Origin of the sequence: Bacillus carboniphilus (genome assembly GCF_020524035.2) — a bacterium.
Taxonomy (GTDB): domain Bacteria; phylum Bacillota; class Bacilli; order Bacillales; family JAIVKR01; genus Bacillus_CC.
The window spans coordinates 1,542,767-1,559,414 of sequence record NZ_CP129013.1 but is presented as its reverse complement, the minus strand read 5'-3'; the positions used below and the strand labels follow the sequence as shown (position 1 = coordinate 1,559,414).

The 16,648-nt window shown below is 35.9% G+C and carries 17 protein-coding genes and 1 pseudogene; 16 read left to right on the top strand and 2 right to left on the bottom strand.

All coding sequences use genetic code 11. The features are described from left to right. The first annotated feature begins 26 nt into the window (after nt 1-26). The 11 genes and pseudogenes from LC087_RS08010 to LC087_RS07960 all read left to right on the top strand — a co-directional run bounded on the left by LC087_RS08010 (nt 27) and on the right by LC087_RS07960 (nt 10,604). Entirely contained in the window at nt 27-314 is a 288-nt protein-coding gene (locus tag LC087_RS08010; protein ID WP_226542949.1) for a DUF1292 domain-containing protein, read from the top strand. A 146-nt stretch (nt 315-460) separates the two neighbouring features. Continuing rightward, a complete protein-coding gene (gene mltG, locus LC087_RS08005) occupies nt 461-1,585 on the top strand; it encodes an endolytic transglycosylase MltG (protein ID WP_226542947.1) in 1,125 nt (374 codons plus the stop codon). A 363-nt stretch (nt 1,586-1,948) separates the two neighbouring features. Further along, nucleotides 1,949-2,596 (top strand): O-methyltransferase, encoded by a 648-nt coding sequence (locus LC087_RS08000; RefSeq protein WP_226542945.1) that lies wholly within the window; start codon nt 1,949-1,951, stop codon nt 2,594-2,596. Nucleotides 2,597-2,598: 2 nt separating this feature from the next. Then, nucleotides 2,599-3,523: pseudogene (locus LC087_RS07995) on the top strand (peptidase U32 family protein). Nucleotides 3,524-3,567: 44 nt separating this feature from the next. Continuing rightward, a complete protein-coding gene (locus tag LC087_RS07990) occupies nt 3,568-4,839 on the top strand; it encodes a peptidase U32 family protein (protein ID WP_226542941.1) in 1,272 nt (423 codons plus the stop codon). Further along, a complete protein-coding gene (udk, locus tag LC087_RS07985; RefSeq protein ID WP_226542939.1) occupies nt 4,840-5,475 on the top strand; it encodes a uridine kinase in 636 nt (211 codons plus the stop codon). It begins immediately after the preceding gene. 226 nt (nt 5,476-5,701) lie between these two features. Next, nucleotides 5,702-6,175: a transcription elongation factor GreA gene (greA, locus tag LC087_RS07980; protein ID WP_226542937.1), complete on the top strand. Its 474-nt coding sequence runs from the start codon at nt 5,702-5,704 to the stop codon at nt 6,173-6,175. Nucleotides 6,176-6,233: 58 nt separating this feature from the next. After that, nucleotides 6,234-7,949 (top strand): peptidoglycan D,D-transpeptidase FtsI family protein, encoded by a 1,716-nt coding sequence (locus LC087_RS07975; protein ID WP_226542935.1) that lies wholly within the window; start codon nt 6,234-6,236, stop codon nt 7,947-7,949. A gap of 125 nt (nt 7,950-8,074) precedes the next feature. Then, the gene (locus LC087_RS07970; protein ID WP_226542933.1) at nt 8,075-8,719 is read left to right on the top strand and encodes a YrrS family protein; all 645 of its coding nucleotides are present in this window, start codon (nt 8,075-8,077) and stop codon (nt 8,717-8,719) included. A 405-nt stretch (nt 8,720-9,124) separates the two neighbouring features. Beyond that, nucleotides 9,125-10,417 carry an IS91 family transposase gene (locus LC087_RS07965; RefSeq protein ID WP_306020574.1) on the top strand — a complete coding sequence of 431 codons (1,293 nt, stop codon included), beginning with the start codon at nt 9,125-9,127 and terminating at the stop codon, nt 10,415-10,417. A gap of 22 nt (nt 10,418-10,439) precedes the next feature. Then, complete coding sequence (locus LC087_RS07960; RefSeq protein ID WP_306019610.1) at nt 10,440-10,604, top strand: hypothetical protein; 165 nt, start codon at nt 10,440-10,442, stop codon at nt 10,602-10,604. Nucleotides 10,605-10,664: 60 nt separating this feature from the next. Here LC087_RS07960 and LC087_RS07955 read toward each other — a convergent pair whose 3' ends face one another. After that, the gene (locus LC087_RS07955; protein WP_226539811.1) at nt 10,665-10,874 is read right to left on the bottom strand and encodes a DUF2536 family protein; all 210 of its coding nucleotides are present in this window, start codon (nt 10,872-10,874) and stop codon (nt 10,665-10,667) included. A 277-nt stretch (nt 10,875-11,151) separates the two neighbouring features. Between LC087_RS07955 and LC087_RS07950 the strand changes: the two genes are divergently transcribed. From LC087_RS07950 to LC087_RS07930, 5 genes are all read left to right on the top strand, one after another. Next, nucleotides 11,152-11,796, top strand: coding sequence for a class I SAM-dependent methyltransferase (locus LC087_RS07950; RefSeq protein ID WP_226539813.1), 645 nt, complete (start codon nt 11,152-11,154; stop codon nt 11,794-11,796). 33 nt (nt 11,797-11,829) lie between these two features. Continuing rightward, nucleotides 11,830-12,528 carry a 5'-methylthioadenosine/S-adenosylhomocysteine nucleosidase gene (gene mtnN, locus LC087_RS07945; protein ID WP_226539816.1) on the top strand — a complete coding sequence of 233 codons (699 nt, stop codon included), beginning with the start codon at nt 11,830-11,832 and terminating at the stop codon, nt 12,526-12,528. A gap of 17 nt (nt 12,529-12,545) precedes the next feature. Then, on the top strand, nt 12,546-13,466 hold the full coding sequence (locus tag LC087_RS07940; protein ID WP_226539818.1) for a PLP-dependent cysteine synthase family protein: 921 nt from the start codon (nt 12,546-12,548) through the stop codon (nt 13,464-13,466). A 1-nt stretch (nt 13,467) separates the two neighbouring features. Continuing rightward, nucleotides 13,468-14,601: a bifunctional cystathionine gamma-lyase/homocysteine desulfhydrase gene (locus LC087_RS07935; protein WP_226539819.1), complete on the top strand. Its 1,134-nt coding sequence runs from the start codon at nt 13,468-13,470 to the stop codon at nt 14,599-14,601. A gap of 482 nt (nt 14,602-15,083) precedes the next feature. After that, the gene (locus LC087_RS07930; RefSeq protein ID WP_306020570.1) at nt 15,084-15,335 is read left to right on the top strand and encodes a YrhC family protein; all 252 of its coding nucleotides are present in this window, start codon (nt 15,084-15,086) and stop codon (nt 15,333-15,335) included. 346 nt (nt 15,336-15,681) lie between these two features. Here the strand turns inward: LC087_RS07930 and sigK are convergent, their stop codons facing one another. Continuing rightward, nucleotides 15,682-16,416 (bottom strand): RNA polymerase sporulation sigma factor SigK, encoded by a 735-nt coding sequence (gene sigK, locus LC087_RS07925; protein WP_306020568.1) that lies wholly within the window; start codon nt 16,414-16,416, stop codon nt 15,682-15,684. Nucleotides 16,417-16,648 lie beyond the last annotated feature (232 nt).

The following is a 16,648-nucleotide window of genomic DNA, read 5'->3' as shown; positions in this document are numbered from 1 at the left end:
ATGAGAGAAAAAGGAGTAATATGACAATGGAACATGGTGAAAAACAAATAACGATTATTGATGAAGACGGAAACGAACAACTTTGTGAAGTATTGTTTACCTTTGAAAATGATACATATAATAAATCATATGTATTATACTATCCTGTCGGTGCAGATCAAGACGAAGAAGATGAGATTGAGATCCACGCTTCAAGCTTTGTTCCTAATGAAAATAATGAAGCTGGTGAATTACAGCCGGTAGAATCAGATGAAGAATGGGATATGATTGAAGAAGTATTAAATACATTTTTAGAAGAAGAAGAGGATAATTAAAAAGATTTTCTCCGCTCCCTTACATCGACTTTGATGTGAGGGATTTTTTTGTTTTAACGACCTATGTACTCTTTACTAAAAATCTTGGCGAAGGAGATAAAAAAATGTAGTATAATAGGTGGAATGAGAGGAGGGCCAATTACTTTATGTCAAAAAAGAACGAAAAAAAAGAATTAATACTAAAACAAAAACTTGTGAAACATAAAGAGGCGAAAATTGTAAGAAGGATCGTCTTTACTATATTCGTTGTCGGATTACTTTTATTTTCGGTCATATTAGGTGGAGGTTACTTATATGTTAAATCTGCCTTACAACCTGTAGATTCAAATAATGAGGAAAAAATAAAGGTAGAAATTCCTATCGGATCAAATCTTTCGACCATTGCATCTATTTTAGAGAAAAACGAAATTATCAAAGATGATCGAGTGTTTAAAATTTACGTGAAGTTTAAAAGTGAATCAGGATTTCAAGCAGGGACGTACCAACTAAACAAATCCATGGAAATAGATGATATTATCGCTAGTTTAAAAACAGGAAAAGTGATTCAAGATCCTGTGTTCACTATGACGATACCTGAAGGAAAACAAATAAAAGAAATCATTGAGATTATTGCCAAGGCTACATCGTTCTCTACCAAAGAAATAGAACAAACCTTAACTGATGATGAATTTGTTCAAAAAATGATGAATCTTTATCCGAAAGTTATTACAAATGAAGTTTTAATGGAGGATGTAAAGTATTCTCTTGAAGGATATTTATATCCATCAACTTATTATTTTTATGAAGAGGATCCTTCATTAGAGTCGATCGTAGAAAAAATGATTGCTCAAACCAATAAAGTAGTCAGTAAGTATGAAGAGCAATTGATTGAACAGGACAAATCTGTTCATTGGCTGTTAACTTTTGCATCTTTAGTAGAGGAAGAAGCGACTAAAGAAACAGATCGCAAAAAAATTGCCAGTGTTTTCTATAATCGTTTAGAAGAAGGGATGAGGTTGGAGACAGATCCTACGGTTTTATATTCACTTGGAGAGCATAAAGATCGAGTGTTGTATGAGGACTTGGAAGTCCAAGACCCTTATAATACGTATGTAATTAATGGGTTACCACCGGGACCTATTGCCAATGCTGGAGAGTCAAGTATGGAAGCAGTGCTTGAACCAGAGGAAACCGATTACTTGTTCTTCTTGGCTACAAGTGAAGGGGATGTTATCTTTACAACTAATTTTGAAGATCATAAAGAAGCTATTAATGAGCATATGGATAGATAATGTGCAGAAGCTGAGGATGTTATATTTTTCTTCAGCTTTTTTTAATCCTAAGTATATATAAACTTCGTCTTTGATAAAAAGGTGCTTTCATCGTTGTTTAGCTCCATCGTCCAGCAACTGAGACACAAACGATGTTCTAGCGTAAACGTTACCTCTCGCGTCGTGGCTGAACTTAGTTGACGTTCATTTTTTCCCTTCGTCGCTAAACGGTTGTTTTCGCTTTTCTTATTGCGATTTTTATTCGCATTCCTTTTTCTATTGTGGTAAAATATATCGATGTGTGATTTGGCTATTAATTATAGTTCAAGTCACTTATAAGTATGAAAAATGTGATAACTTTTTTATAAAGGGCGGAAAAAGAACGTGCAGGATAGAACTGCTTATCAATATATTGAATCATTAATGAAAAACTTACCTCAAAGTATTGAACAACTACAGTACTATGCTAAACAACACCATGTTCCTATTATGGATAAAGTCTCGATAGAGGTTTTATTATTGCTTTTACAATTATACAAACCAAAAAAAATACTTGAGATTGGAACGGCAATTGGTTATTCCTCTATGCGTATGGCTATGGCCTTTAACGATGTCAAAATAACGACAATTGAAAGGGATCAAGATCGTTTTGAAAAAGCTGTTTCAACGATTAAGCAAAATGGGTTGTCTGATCGAATTGATGTAATTAATGGAGATGCTCTTTCCATTGAGGTTCAAACGCAAATAGATCATGGATATGACCTCCTATTTATTGATGCTGCCAAAGGTCAATATCAACGTTTTTTAGATATATATGAAATGAAGCTTCTGGATAAGAGCATCATTATCGTTGATAATGTCTTTCTAGGTGGACTAATCTTTAAAGAAGATGATGAAATTCCCAGACGGAAGCGGACGATGGTAAGAAATTTAAAAGCTTTTAATAAAGCCTTACTTGATCATCCGCACTATGATACAACCATTATACCTGTTGGAGACGGAATGGCTGTGAGTGTTAAGAGAGGTGTGTGAAAATGAAAAAACCAGAACTACTTGTTACCCCAACAAGTGTAAAAGATCTTGAAATACTTTCTTCAGCTGGAGCGGATGCATTTATTGTTGGAGAACAAAGATATGGTCTTCGTTTAGCAGGCGAGTTTAATCGCGAAGATATTAAATTAGCTAGAGAGCTTACGAAAGGTAAAAAGCTATATGTAGCCATGAACGCTCTTTTTCATAATGATAAAATCGACGAATTACCCGAATATATTCAATTTTTAAGGGAAGCAAAAGTAGACGCAATTGTATTTGGTGACCCTGCTGTTTTAATGATTGCTAAGGAAGTCGCTCCTGAAATGCCTTTACATTGGAATACAGAAACCACAGCAACAAATTGGTATACATGTAACTATTGGGGGGAGAAAAGGAAGCAAAAGAGCGGTTTTAGCTAGAGAATTAAGTATGGATTCAATCATAGAAACAAAAGAGAATGCTGAAGTTGAGATTGAGGTTCAAGTTCATGGGATGACTTGTATGTTTCAATCAAAACGCTCCCTAGTAGGAAACTATTTTGAATTTCAAGGCAAAGTACATGAGGTTGGAAATCGCAAGCTCGATCAAAATATGTATTTGTATGATCAAGAAAGAAATAATAAATATCCAATTTATGAAGATGAAAATGGTACGCACATTATGAGTCCAAATGATATTTGTATTGTGGATGAATTAGAAGAAATGATCGATGCTGGAGTAGATTCGTTTAAAATTGATGGTGTGTTAAAGTCACCAAATTATATATGTGAAGTGACAAGAATATATCGTGAAGCCATTGACCTATTCGTAATGGATCGAGAAAAGTATCAACAACAAAAACAAACTTGGTTAAAAGCGATCGAGGATTTGCAGCCCGTTAATCGACCTTTGGATACCGGTTTTTTCTTTAAGGAAACGGTATATTAGAGGGTGTCAAAAAAGAACATTAACGAAAAAGGAGGAAAGTTGTGGTGAAAGCGACAGTTAATCGTATATCTGAGTTCATTGATGGCAAACGTGTGATTACAAAGAAGCCAGAACTTCTTGCTCCTGCCGGAAATTTAGAAAAGCTGAAAATAGCTGTTATGTATGGTGCAGATGCTGTATTTATTGGTGGGAGAGAATATGGACTTAGATCCAATGCTGATAATTTTTCGATTGATGAAATGGCAGAGGGAGTCCAGTTCGCTAAAAAGTATGGAGCGAGAATCTATGTAACAACAAATATTTTCGCCCATAATGAGAATATGGACGGTTTAGAAGAATATTTAGCAGATTTACAACGAGCCGAGATATCTGGAATTATAGTAGCTGACCCGTTAATAATTGAAACTTGTAAAAGGGTTGCGCCAAAACTTGAAGTACATTTAAGTACACAGCAATCTTTATCAAATTGGAAAGCAGTTCAGTTTTGGAAGGAAGAAGGCTTAGAGAGAGTAGTTTTAGCAAGGGAAACAGGAGCAGATGAAATTAAAGAAATAAAAGAAAAAGTGGATATAGAAATTGAAACCTTCATTCATGGTGCCATGTGTATTGCTTATTCTGGACGATGCACTTTAAGTAATCATATGACCGCTCGTGATTCTAACAGAGGTGGCTGTTGCCAATCATGTCGTTGGGATTACGATCTTTATTCTATGGTAAATGAAAGTGAAAATCGTTTATTCAATGAACAGGATGATCCTTTTGCGATGAGTCCGAAAGACCTAAATCTTGTTAAATCAATCCCTAAAATGATTGAGCTTGGTATTGATAGTTTAAAGATTGAAGGAAGAATGAAATCGATTCATTATGTTGCTACAGTCGTTAGTGTATATCGAAAAGTAATTGATGCTTATTGTGCAAACCCTGATAACTTTGTATTTAAAGATGAGTGGCTGGAAGAGTTAAATAAGTGTGCAAATCGAGATACAGCACCTGCATTTTTTGAAGGAACTCCCGGTTCTAGTGAGCAAATGTTTGGTGATCACAGTAAAAAAACGACTTATGACTTTGTTGGAAGAGTATTAGACTATGATACCACTTCAAAAATCGTAACGCTTCAACAACGTAATTTTTTTAGAAAAGGCGATGAGGTAGAATTTTTCGGCCCGCAAATAAATAATTTTACAACAAAAGTTGAAGTGTTATGGGATGAAGAAGGAAATGAATTAGACGCAGCACGACATCCACTTCAAGTTGTCAAATTTAAAGTCGACCAACCCGTCTATTCAAACAACATGATGAGAAGGGAGAAACCTTAGTTGGGAAAGAAGCCGATAGTTATTGGGGTTGCAGGAGGGTCGGGATCGGGAAAAACATCTGTAACAAAGGCGATATGCGACCGATTTCAAGATCATTCTATTTTAATGATTGAACAAGATTACTACTATAAAGATCAAAGTGAACTTCCATTAGAAGAAAGATTAAAAACAAACTATGATCATCCACTTGCATTCGATAATGATTTATTAATTGATCATATTAAAGAATTGCTTAACTACAATCCAATTGAAAAACCTGTGTATGATTACAAAATTCATACACGATCCGATGAGGTTATTCATGTTGAGCCTAAGGATGTTATTATTTTAGAAGGCATTTTAGTTTTAGAAGACGAGCGCTTGCGAAACTTAATGGATATTAAGCTATATGTAGATACAGATTCTGATATTCGCATCTTAAGAAGAATGCTTCGTGATATTAAGGAACGAGGAAGAACAATTGAATCGGTTATTGATCAATATGTTGCGGTTGTAAGGCCTATGCATAATCAGTTTGTTGAGCCGACAAAGAGATATGCGGATTTAATCATCCCTGAGGGTGGACAAAATCATGTGGCAATTGATTTAATGGTCACAAAAATTCAAACAATTCTTGAACAAAACCTGATTTTGTAATAATATAGCATAGATAAAGTGTACTGAGCTCATATTATTTATATGTTGATTTCATTTTTAAAGGTGTATAGCACATCTATAGTTAAGGGAGGACTCTATTATGAGTCGCCCTTTCCTATTATATTTATGTATTATTTCATCGTTTATATGATTCAGTACGACCTTACATACAAAACGTGGGGATGTTTTTTCGGGTTTTTTTAAAGAAAAAGGAGTGAGTAGTTTAATGGCGGAAGAAAAAGTATTTCCGATGACTGCAGAAGGAAAAGAAAAGTTGGAGCACGAGCTTGAACAATTGAAAACGGTTAAGCGAAAAGAAGTGGTGGAACGTATTAAAATTGCTAGAAGTTTTGGAGATCTGTCGGAGAATTCAGAATATGATGCAGCAAAAGATGAACAAGCATTTGTTGAAGGAAGAATAACCACACTTGAAAATATGATTAGAAATGCAAAGATTATTGAAGAAGCGACTAATTCTGATACCGTTACCCTAGGGAAAACGGTTACTTTTATTGAATTACCAGATGGTGAAGAGGAGACCTATACGATTGTTGGTTCTGCTGAAGCTGATCCATTTGAAGGAAAAATATCAAATGATTCTCCTATGGCGAAAAGTCTAATGGGAAAAAAAATCGGTGATGAAGTAACGGTTCAAACCCCAGGTGGAGAAATATTGGTGAGAATCGTCGAATTTAAGTAAGAATCAGATCGTTTACTTTTAAAACACCTCGTCTAGACTAGAGACGAGGTGTTTTTTCATGATTAAAAAAAGAATTGTTTTTTTATCCATTGTCATTATGAGTTTTTATTTCATTATCGTTTGTAGACTCATAGAAATTCAACTTATCTATCCAGAGTCTTTTTCAAAACATAATATAAATTTAATGAAAGAAAGTGTGAATCAAAGGGTACAAGAGGTAGTCATTCATGATGGACGAGGTGAGATTATAGATCGTAATGGAACGTCTATAAAAAATCAAAAACAGCCTACTGTCATATTGTTTCCAATTGTCTTTCATCAAGAAAACAACCTTAAAAAACTTGCTAACGCATTAGATACCTTAACATTAAAAGATATTAAAAATAAAACAAGTCTGAAAGAAAAGGAACCCATTTTATTAAATGTTGAAAATAATTTCGAGATTAAAGAAAAGCACATAAGATTGGTTAACCAGCTAGATATTCCAGGTATTTATGGAGTATTACTTCAAACAACGCGCCCATCTTTATTGGCTACCCATCTTATAGGCTTTACTTACGAAACAAAAGATTCGCAAGGAATTCTTAAAGTTATAAAGGGGAACAATGGAATTGAACATTCATTTGATTCATTTCTTCAATCAGATGTGTCAACTCGTTTACTTTATCATGTGGATGGGAAAAACCAACCGATGTTTGGTGATTCAATTAAGTTTATTTCAGATGTCAACGCATTTTATCCACTTAAAGTGAAAACGACAATTGATTTGGATTTACAAAGAATCATAGAAGAAGTCCTTAATTCTTATCACCTTGATAAGGGTGGTGCGGTTTTGTTAGAGGTTGAGAGTAACGAAGTATTAGCCATGGCTTCTAGACCAAAATTGGATCGAAATGATCCAAAAACTTATTTAAATCATATGTTGACCCCCCATTTTCCAGGGTCAACCTTTAAAATAGTAACTGCATCCGCTGCTATCGAACAAGGAATGATTCATCCTAATGAAACCTTTGATTGTAATTTAGATCTTTATGGAAAAGAAGAAAAGGAACTCAACAAGAGGTTAGGGAATCTTAATTTTACCGAAAGTTTTGCGAAAAGCTGTAATTATACGTTTGCTGAACTTGGGAAAAGAATGTTTGAACAAACCGGAGAGGATACAATCTCCACTTATGCTAGGAAATTGGGTCTTGTTGAAACAGTAGGATGGAGTGGGGATGTCTTTAAATATAAAGATTTTAAACAAATCTCTGAAGAACAAAGCGGTGTGATTTGGTCAGAGGATGCGAATAAATACGATGACAATTATATTTCTCAAACAGCTATTGGCCAAAAGGATGTTAAGATGACGCCTTTAGCAGTTGCAAACATGGTGGCTACCATCGCAAGAGGAGGAGAAAGAAAATCAGTAAAAATGGTGAGTGAATTGCTTTTTAAAAATAATGTCAACATGTTTCATTTTAAGGACCAAACGAAGCATGATTCTATATCACCTTATACGGCTATAAAACTACAAAATTTGATGCGACATGTCATAACAGAAGGAACTGGTAAACAATTTTTATCTTTACCTTTTGAAATCGCAGGGAAATCCGGGACTGCAGAAACAGGAAAAAATGGATTATACAATAAGTGGTTTGCTGGATATTTTCCTTTCGATTCCCCTAAATATGTATTAGTTGTGGTAGATCTTGAAACCTCTAAAACAGATATAACGAACAAAGCTTTTACTGATATAGTGAAATTAATAGCAGGTATTGAGCAGATGGAATAAGAAGTGTATTGATAAGAAATCAAGCGTATTATGTACTGTCATAAAGTTTTATGGACACTTATTCTGTAAAAGATGATAAAATAATAAAGATATAATGAATCGTTTTAAATTTTGGAGGGTGAGAGATGAAAGAAAGTCCATCAAGGTTTGAAACTCGTAATGAGAAACGAAAGAAAAACCTAGTATTATACATTTTAATAGGGATTGTCTGGGTACTTATCTTAGTGATAGGAGTTAGCTTACTTCCTGAAAAAGAGGATAGCTCTACTACATCCGAGGAAACGAAAAAAGAAAATACGTCTGCTGAAAATAAGTCGAATGTAGTACAAGATACTGAAGAAAATGAAGAGACATCTGCTGAAGAAGAGACTACAGTGACAGCTGAACCTATAGAGGAAGAAGTAGAAGATCCTTTTGCAGAAGCAACAGTTGAACAATCTTCTGAACAAAATATTGAGAAAGTCATTACTAATTCCTCGTGGAAACCCATTGGAACGACACAAGAAGGAGAGCATGTTGCACAGTATGATACCGCTTCTGTTGATTGGTCAGAAATGGAACAATCTTTAAGCTATGCTATAGGTGTTCCTGTTGAAAATATGACGACTTGGTACATAGGAAATAACGGATCTCCACAAGATGCTATAGGGACAGTTTCCCCTAGTGATCGTCCTGATGAAACGTATCAAGTTGAAATTAGGTGGATAGACGAAAAAGGCTGGAAGCCAGTTGTTATAAAGAAATTAACAAATAATCCATATAAACGATGAATAAGGGGGAGGTCCCCCTTATTTTTAACAGAGTAAGAAAGCATAAAAATCTTTCCTTATTTGGATGGTGCTTTTATTTTTGTCTAGCTCCAGCGCCCAGCGACTGGTAGCGCTTTCGACGCACAGGAAGTGCTAGCATCAACGTTGCCCACAGGACGTGGGCGTTCTTAGTTGATGTTCCATGTCTCTATGATAAGTCAACGGAGACGCCTCCAGGAGGGAGGTGGATCTACGTTTGAGTAGTTAGTAGATCCTCTGCTTTAGGGCTTTTCGTGTTTCCTTTATCTCATACGGAGTGCTCAAGCCCCTTCGTTGCTAAACGGGCGCTTGCGCTTTTCTTAAAAGATAAGAAAGTATATAATTTCGGGTCTACCACAGTCTTAGAAACTGTGGTATTTTGATGTCATGGAGAATAATATATTAAAACAAATTTTCTTTGATAAACATAACCATTGGGATCACTTTCAAAAGAAACATGGAGCTAAAATCCGTCCAATAGTAAGAAAGGAAATAGAGAAATTCAGAGGGTGTGGGAATCCCAAAAATGGATTTAAGCTATTTGTTTGTGAAGGTTGCCATGATGTCAGGAAGGTTCCGTATCGTTGTAAGGGTCGATTTTGTACCACTTGTTCAGTAGGAGAAAGCGAAGAATGGAGTCGACTACTAACAGAAGAGGTCTTACAGGTGAATCATCGTCATGTCATCTTTACAATTGATGAAGGACTGCGTGATGTGTTTTTGCTTCATCGCCATCTGTTAAAAGATTTGATGGACGAGGCGCGATTAATCATGGATTTTTTCAAAAAGAAAGCGAAAGTGACCCCTGGAATCATATCAGGCTTACATACTTTCGGATCCAGAGTGAATTTCAATCCCCATGTACATATGCTAGTGACGATGGGAGGTCTTACGAAAAAGGGGGAATGGAAACAGTACGATTATCTGCCATTTGAAATGTTAAGAAAGCAGTGGCAGACCGTGGTGTTAAAGTTCATACGCAGAGGTGTGTCAGAAAAAGAAAAGAAGAGAATACAACCTCGATTACAACAGGCGTTTCACAATAATGGGAAGGGCTTCTATGTGCATGCGCCAAAACAGGAAGGGAATGTAAAAGAACAACTTCGCTATATTGGCCGTTATATTCGTCGACCTGCGATAGGACTGAATCGGATCGAGGCATATGACGGACAAAAGGTAACCTTTACGTATCATGATAAGACAGACGGAAAAGAAAAGAGAGAAACGATCAGTGTAGAGGAATTTATCTCTAGGCTTATTCGTCATATCCCAGATGAACAGTTTAAGACGATTCGTCATTATGGGATGTATTCAAGGAGATGCAAGGGCTTGAGTAAAAAAGTCTTATGTCAATGGCAACAGAAAGCGAAACGCTGGATAGTGAAAGCAAAGAAAACAATGCGCCGTCAGACATGGAGGGAACGAATCGTATCAAGTGGTAAGAGAGACCCTCTTATTTGTGAAAAATGCCAGTGTTACTATGAATACAAGGGAGAAGTCTGTCTTGAAAATGGTAGACTAGAAATCAAGGTGGCCTTGTGTACCACGACAAGAGCCTATTTAGAAAGGGTGATTCATCATTTCACCAGTATCGAAACACCGAAAAAAAGGCAAGAAAAAAAAGAAAAAAATGGCCCAATCAAAACAGAGCATCAACTTTGTTTGTTTAGTGTGTCATGAAAAAGAAGAGATTCCACAACAAGTGGTAAGAGATTTTGATTTAATGGATGGAGGTGATCCAGCCGTCCCCCCTATGTTCTCCTGTGAAAAATGTGGAGAAGACATGTATCCTGAATACTATAAAGGTATTCATGGGAAGGAATACAGGATTGAGGATATTCTGAGCACCAAAAAGGACCAGGTGTGATTTTTAATCACACCTGGTTTTTCTTAATATAAATTAACGAATCGTCGCTAAACGTGCACCTTAAACTTTTCTTACTTTAAAATGAACGACCGCGCTCCAAGTTTTTCTCCCATTATCCTCAACGTGTATATGGTGTGTAACAGAATGAACTCCAAGCATTATTTTTTGATTTACTTCAATTTGTTCATTTACTTTCCTCTCTAATTCCTTTAAAGAAGAAGCTTCAAAAAACTCTACCTTATCTTGAATCAGGTCTAAATGAAAATTCATGTTTTTCTCACATTCCTTTCCGTTCGATTTTATCAAAGCATTATTATTTCCGCCATTAAATAAATGAAAGTCTAAGAGATTGTTCAAAAGTTCTTACGATCAATGCTCCTTAAGGAAATACATGGATATGACAACTCTATAGGTGAAATGGTATAAAAAAATTGTAAAACCTTGTTTCCTGTGATAAATTTAGAACAGTTATTCTTTTAATTCATACTATACTTATAGGAATTATAAATATTGAAATACATTAAAAACAATTATGAGGTGAAAAACGATGGGGAGAGAATTTATTGAGCTATTTGAGGATTGGGCTCAAACTTATGATTCAACTGTAGATGGAAAAGATATTCAATATAAAGAAGTGTTTGATCAATATGAACAAATTTTAAATAAAGTTGCTGAAAAAGCGGGACAATACGTTTTAGAATTTGGTGTTGGAACAGGAAACTTAACGAACACCTTGCTAAAAGCAAATAAACAGGTCATTGGTGTTGAACCTTCAAAGATGATGAGACAGAAGGCAATTGAAAAGTTAGGGAAGAAAGTACCAGTTCATGATGGAGATTTCTTATCCTTTCCTCCATTAGGTGTGAACATTGATACAATTGTAAGTTCGTATGCCTTTCATCACTTGACAAATGAAGAAAAGCGAAAAGCTATTCAATTATACAACAATATACTTCCTAGTGGTGGTAAAATAGTTTTTGCAGATACGACTTTTGTTGACCAATCTGCTTTCGATCAAACGATAGCTAAAGCAAAAGAAAACCAATTCTACGATTTAGCTCGTGATTTAGAAACTGAATATTATACTACCCATGAGGTGCTAAAAGAAATTTTCACTGAAAATGGTTTTACTGTTACCTTTGAACAAGTGAATGAGTTTGTATGGGTGATAGAAGCGATTAAGCAAACATAGGTAGTTTTAAACAACGAGGAAGGATGTATATCTATGAAAATTGCAATTATAGGTGCAATGGAAGAAGAAGTAACGATACTACGAGATAAAATTGAAAATAAACAAAAAGAAGAAGTAGCGGGTGTGGAAATTACTGTAGGTCAGTTAGAAGGTGTAGAGGTGATATTAGCTAGGTCTGGTATTGGGAAAGTGAATGCGGCACTATCTACAACCTTACTACTTGATCGTTATCAACCGGACTATGTTATTAACACGGGTTCAGCAGGTGGATTTCATCCTAATCTTAATGTTGGGGACGTCGTCATTTCAACTGAAGTTAGACATCATGATGTCGATGTCACAGCTTTTGGTTATGATTACGGACAAGTGCCTAACTTGCCACCTCAGTTTACAGCTAATGAAAAATTGGTTTCAATGGCTGAGTTACAAGCGAAAAAACAAGAAGGGATTCAAGTTGTGAAAGGCTTGATTGTTACAGGCGATTCCTTTATGAGTGATGCTGAGAGAGTGGAATTTGTACGCTCGAAGTTCGATGATTTATATGCAGCAGAAATGGAAGCTGCAGCTATAGCTCAAGTTTGTCACCAATTTTCTGTACCGTTTGTCATTATTCGCTCTTTGTCGGATATAGCTGGGAAAGAATCAAATGTCTCTTTTAAACAATTTATTGATCAAGCTGCATTGAATTCCGCCAATATGGTTGTAGCGATAGTTAAAGAAATTAGTCATTAGAGAAAGGCGGATAAAGAGTGGATATTGTCCAAGGAGTAGATCAACTGATAGGTCGCACACCTATGTTTGAAATAACGAAGTTTCATTTACCAAAAGATGTGAGGCTGTTTGCGAAGCTAGAATTCTTTAACCCGGGAGGCAGCATTAAGGACCGGCTAGGTGTTGAATTGATTGAAGATGCAATGGCAAACGGTTTTGTAAAGCCTGGAGGGACAATTATTGAACCAACAGCAGGTAATACAGGAATTGCTTTAGCGTTAGTTGCGGCAAAATATCAATTAAATGTCATTGTATGTGTACCCGAAAAATTTAGTGTGGAAAAGCAAGAGTTAATGAGGGCTTTAGGCGCAAAGGTTGTCAATACACCAACTGAAAAAGGAATGAAAGGTGCGATTGAAAAAGCACTCCAATTAAACGAACAAACTGAAAACAGTTTTTGTCCTCAACAGTTTAAAAATCCAGCTAATCCAAGAACGTACACGAAAACTTTAGGACCTGAAATTTGGGAACAGCTTGACGGAGATATGGATATTTTTGTTGCGGGTGCTGGAACAGGTGGAACGTTTATGGGGACTGCTCGATTTTTAAAGGAAAAGAACCAGAACATTCGTACAGTCATTGTTGAACCAGAAGGGTCTGTCATAAACGGTGGAGAACCGGGACCACATCGAACAGAAGGGATAGGAATGGAATTTTTACCAGATTACATGGATCGATCCTATTTCGATGAAATCTATACCATTTATGATAAAGATGCCTTTAAACGGGTTCAAGAATTAGCGAAAATAGAAGGCTTACTAGTTGGTAGTTCATCTGGAGCTGCTTTTCATGCTGCATTAAAGGAAGCAGAAAAAGCAAAACCTGGAACAAATATTATAACCATTTTTCCAGATAGTAGTGAAAGGTATTTAAGTCAAAAGATATACGGAGGTTTTTAAGTTGAAAAGAAAAACTAAAATGATTCACGGTGGGATTGTAGGAGATCCTCAAACAGGTGCAGTTTCGGTTCCGATTTATCAAGTAAGTACGTATAAGCAAGATGGAGTAGGAAATCATAAAGGTTTTGAATACTCGAGAACGGGAAATCCTACACGACATGCATTAGAAGTATTAATTAAAGACCTTGAAGAAGGGTATGCTGGTTTTGCATTTGCATCAGGTATGGCAGCCATCACTTCAATTATGATGTTATTTAATAGTGGTGATCATGTTGTTTTAACAGACGATGTATACGGTGGAACTTATCGAGTAATGAACAAAATATTAAACCGACTAGGGATTGAATCGACCTTTGTCGATACAACGAACTTGGATGAAGTAAAAAAAGCTGTTCAAACAAATACTAAGGCTATTTACATTGAAACCCCAACTAATCCTTTGCTAAAGGTGACGGATATTAAAGAAATATCAGCTTATGCAAAAGAACAACAGCTGCTTACCATTGTCGATAATACGTTCAGTACACCATATTGGCAAACTCCTATCACTTTAGGCGCTGATATCGTCTTACACAGTGCAACAAAGTATATTGGTGGTCATAGTGATGTTGTAGCTGGTTTAGTCGTGGTCAATAGTGAAAAGTTAGCTGAAGATATTCATTTTATTCAAAATTCTACTGGAGGAGTTTTAGGGCCTCAAGATTCATGGCTTTTAATGCGAGGGATGAAAACACTTGGTCTCCGTATGGAAGCTACGGAGAAAAACACAAAGGAAATCGTTCACTTTTTAAACGAACATCCTGAAGTTGAAAAAATTTATTATCCAGGATTAGAAAGTCACCAAGGTCATGAGATTGCTAAAAAACAAGCCTCTGGTTTTGGGGGAATGATCTCCTTTGATGTAGGAAGTGAAGAGAAAGCAGATCAAGTGCTAAATAAAGTAAAGTATTTCACATTAGCCGAAAGTTTAGGGGCTGTAGAGAGTTTAATATCTATTCCTGCTAAGATGACTCACGCTTCTATTCCAAAGGAAAGAAGACATGATTTAGGCATCACAGATGGTTTAATTCGTATTTCTGTTGGAATTGAAGATGTGGAAGATTTAATTTATGATTTAAAACAAGCATTAAATTAATATAAACCATTTAATTAAAAAAAGAAGTAGCTGATAAAGGCTACTTCTTTTCTTTAAAAGATAAGAATTTATAATTATTGTCCTTTATAAGAAGGTGCTTTCATCGTTGTCTAGCTCCATCGCCCAGCGACGGGTAGCGCTTTCGAAGCACACGAAGTGCTAGCATCATCGTTGCCCACAGGACGTACGATGAACAGGAGGTTCTAGCATCAACGTTAGCCACAAGACGTGGCTGAACTTAGTAGATCCGCAGCTTTCGGGCTTTTCGTGTTTCCTTTATCTCATACGGCGATGCACACGAAGTGCTAGCGTCAACGTTAGTCACACGAGGTGACTGTTTTTAGTTGACATTCCAATGTTGTGCGTTGCTAAACGGGCGCTTGCGCCTTTCTTATGGGATAATACCTCCTTTGTTACTAAAATATACTTTCATAAAGGTGTAGGTTTATATGTTACCATTTAGTTAGAAAGAGATTTGATTGGTGGTGAAAGAAAAGATGAACAAACAGCAATTGTATGAGCGTATGAATGATTTGAAACGTTACTCTTTTGTCTTGTTAGCACTTAGCTCTTTCTTATATTTAGGGTTAGTTTTGCCTGAAAACAATGTTATCCAAACAGACCAGCATCAAATAGTAACGACTATAGTCTCTCTTATTTTTATAGGAAGCTCTCTTTTATGTTTGAAAAGATCTTTTTACTATCGAAAATTAATACAAGAAGAAGACAACTAATTTCATTAAGTGATTAGTTGTCTTCTTGAAAGAAGGAACTTTTCCCCTTTTGTGAATGTTAAAAAGGGGAATTTAAGCGGGGTTTTCTAGGTTTTTTGCGTTGGAGCGGACAAGTTTTTTCTTGTAGAGGTTGTTCAAAAAGTCCTAAAAAATTGCAGTCGAATAACTTTATTGTCTCGCTATTCCAAGCTCAGACGCCAGGATTGGCTACCACGAGCATTGTCCCTAGGATGGCGATGTACACGATGTGTTAGCCCAGACGTTGGTCACAGGACGTGGCCGAAGTTAGTTGACGTTCCTCCTTATGAACACGAACTTGTAGCATGATTTTCTGATGGATGATCTTTTATGCTAAGGCTCCTCTTTTTTTTCGGCTTTTTTTCTCTTTTTCTACTTTATAAAATTCATGAAACATTTTCATTAAGGCTCTTTTTTCGATCCTAGAAACATAACTTCTAGATATACCAAGCTTATGAGCGATTTCTCTTTGTGTACGTTCTTCCTTCATATCTAAGCCAAAACGTCCCACTATTACTTGACGTTCTCTACTGTCAAGGATATCAATGAATTCCTTTAGCTTTTCAAGTTCCATATTAAGTTCAATGGTATCAATCACATCTTCATTATCTGATTTTAATATGTCAATTAAGCTAATTTCATTCCCTTCTTTATCTTGACCAATGGGATCATGTAAGGAAACATCCTTTTTTGTTTTTTTTAGAGCTCTTAAATGCATTAATATTTCGTTTTCAATACATCTTGCTGCATAAGTAGCTAGTTTCGTCCCCTTTCCATGAGAAAAACTTTCAATTGCTTTAATAAGACCGATTGTTCCGATTGAAATAAGATCCTCAGAATCCTCTCCGGTATTTTCAAACTTTTTGACGATATGAGCAACTAATCTTAAGTTATGTTCAATAAGAATGTTTCTAGCTGCCTCATCTCCAACAGCCATTTTTTCTAAGTATTTTTTTTCTTCCTTTGCTGAAAGTGGCTGAGGAAAAGCATTATTCTTTACATAAGACACTAAAAAAACCACTTCTTTAAACAAATAAGTTAGCGTGGTTAACATACCTGTCATACGATCACCTCCATATTAGGTGAGTGCCTAGTAGTAAATTGTATGAGGTGACTTTTGTTATTGTGTCTGTACGAAAAGAAATGATTAGAAATAACTTATAAAGCTGTGCTCTTGCCTATACGAAAGTGGCAGGCTTACATAAGATATTTTAAGAGGTAAAGATCAATCGGGAGTAAACAGTAGGTTTGTTAAGTAAGTATAGTTGTCATTGAATGAAAGGGGTGAGCGAAAG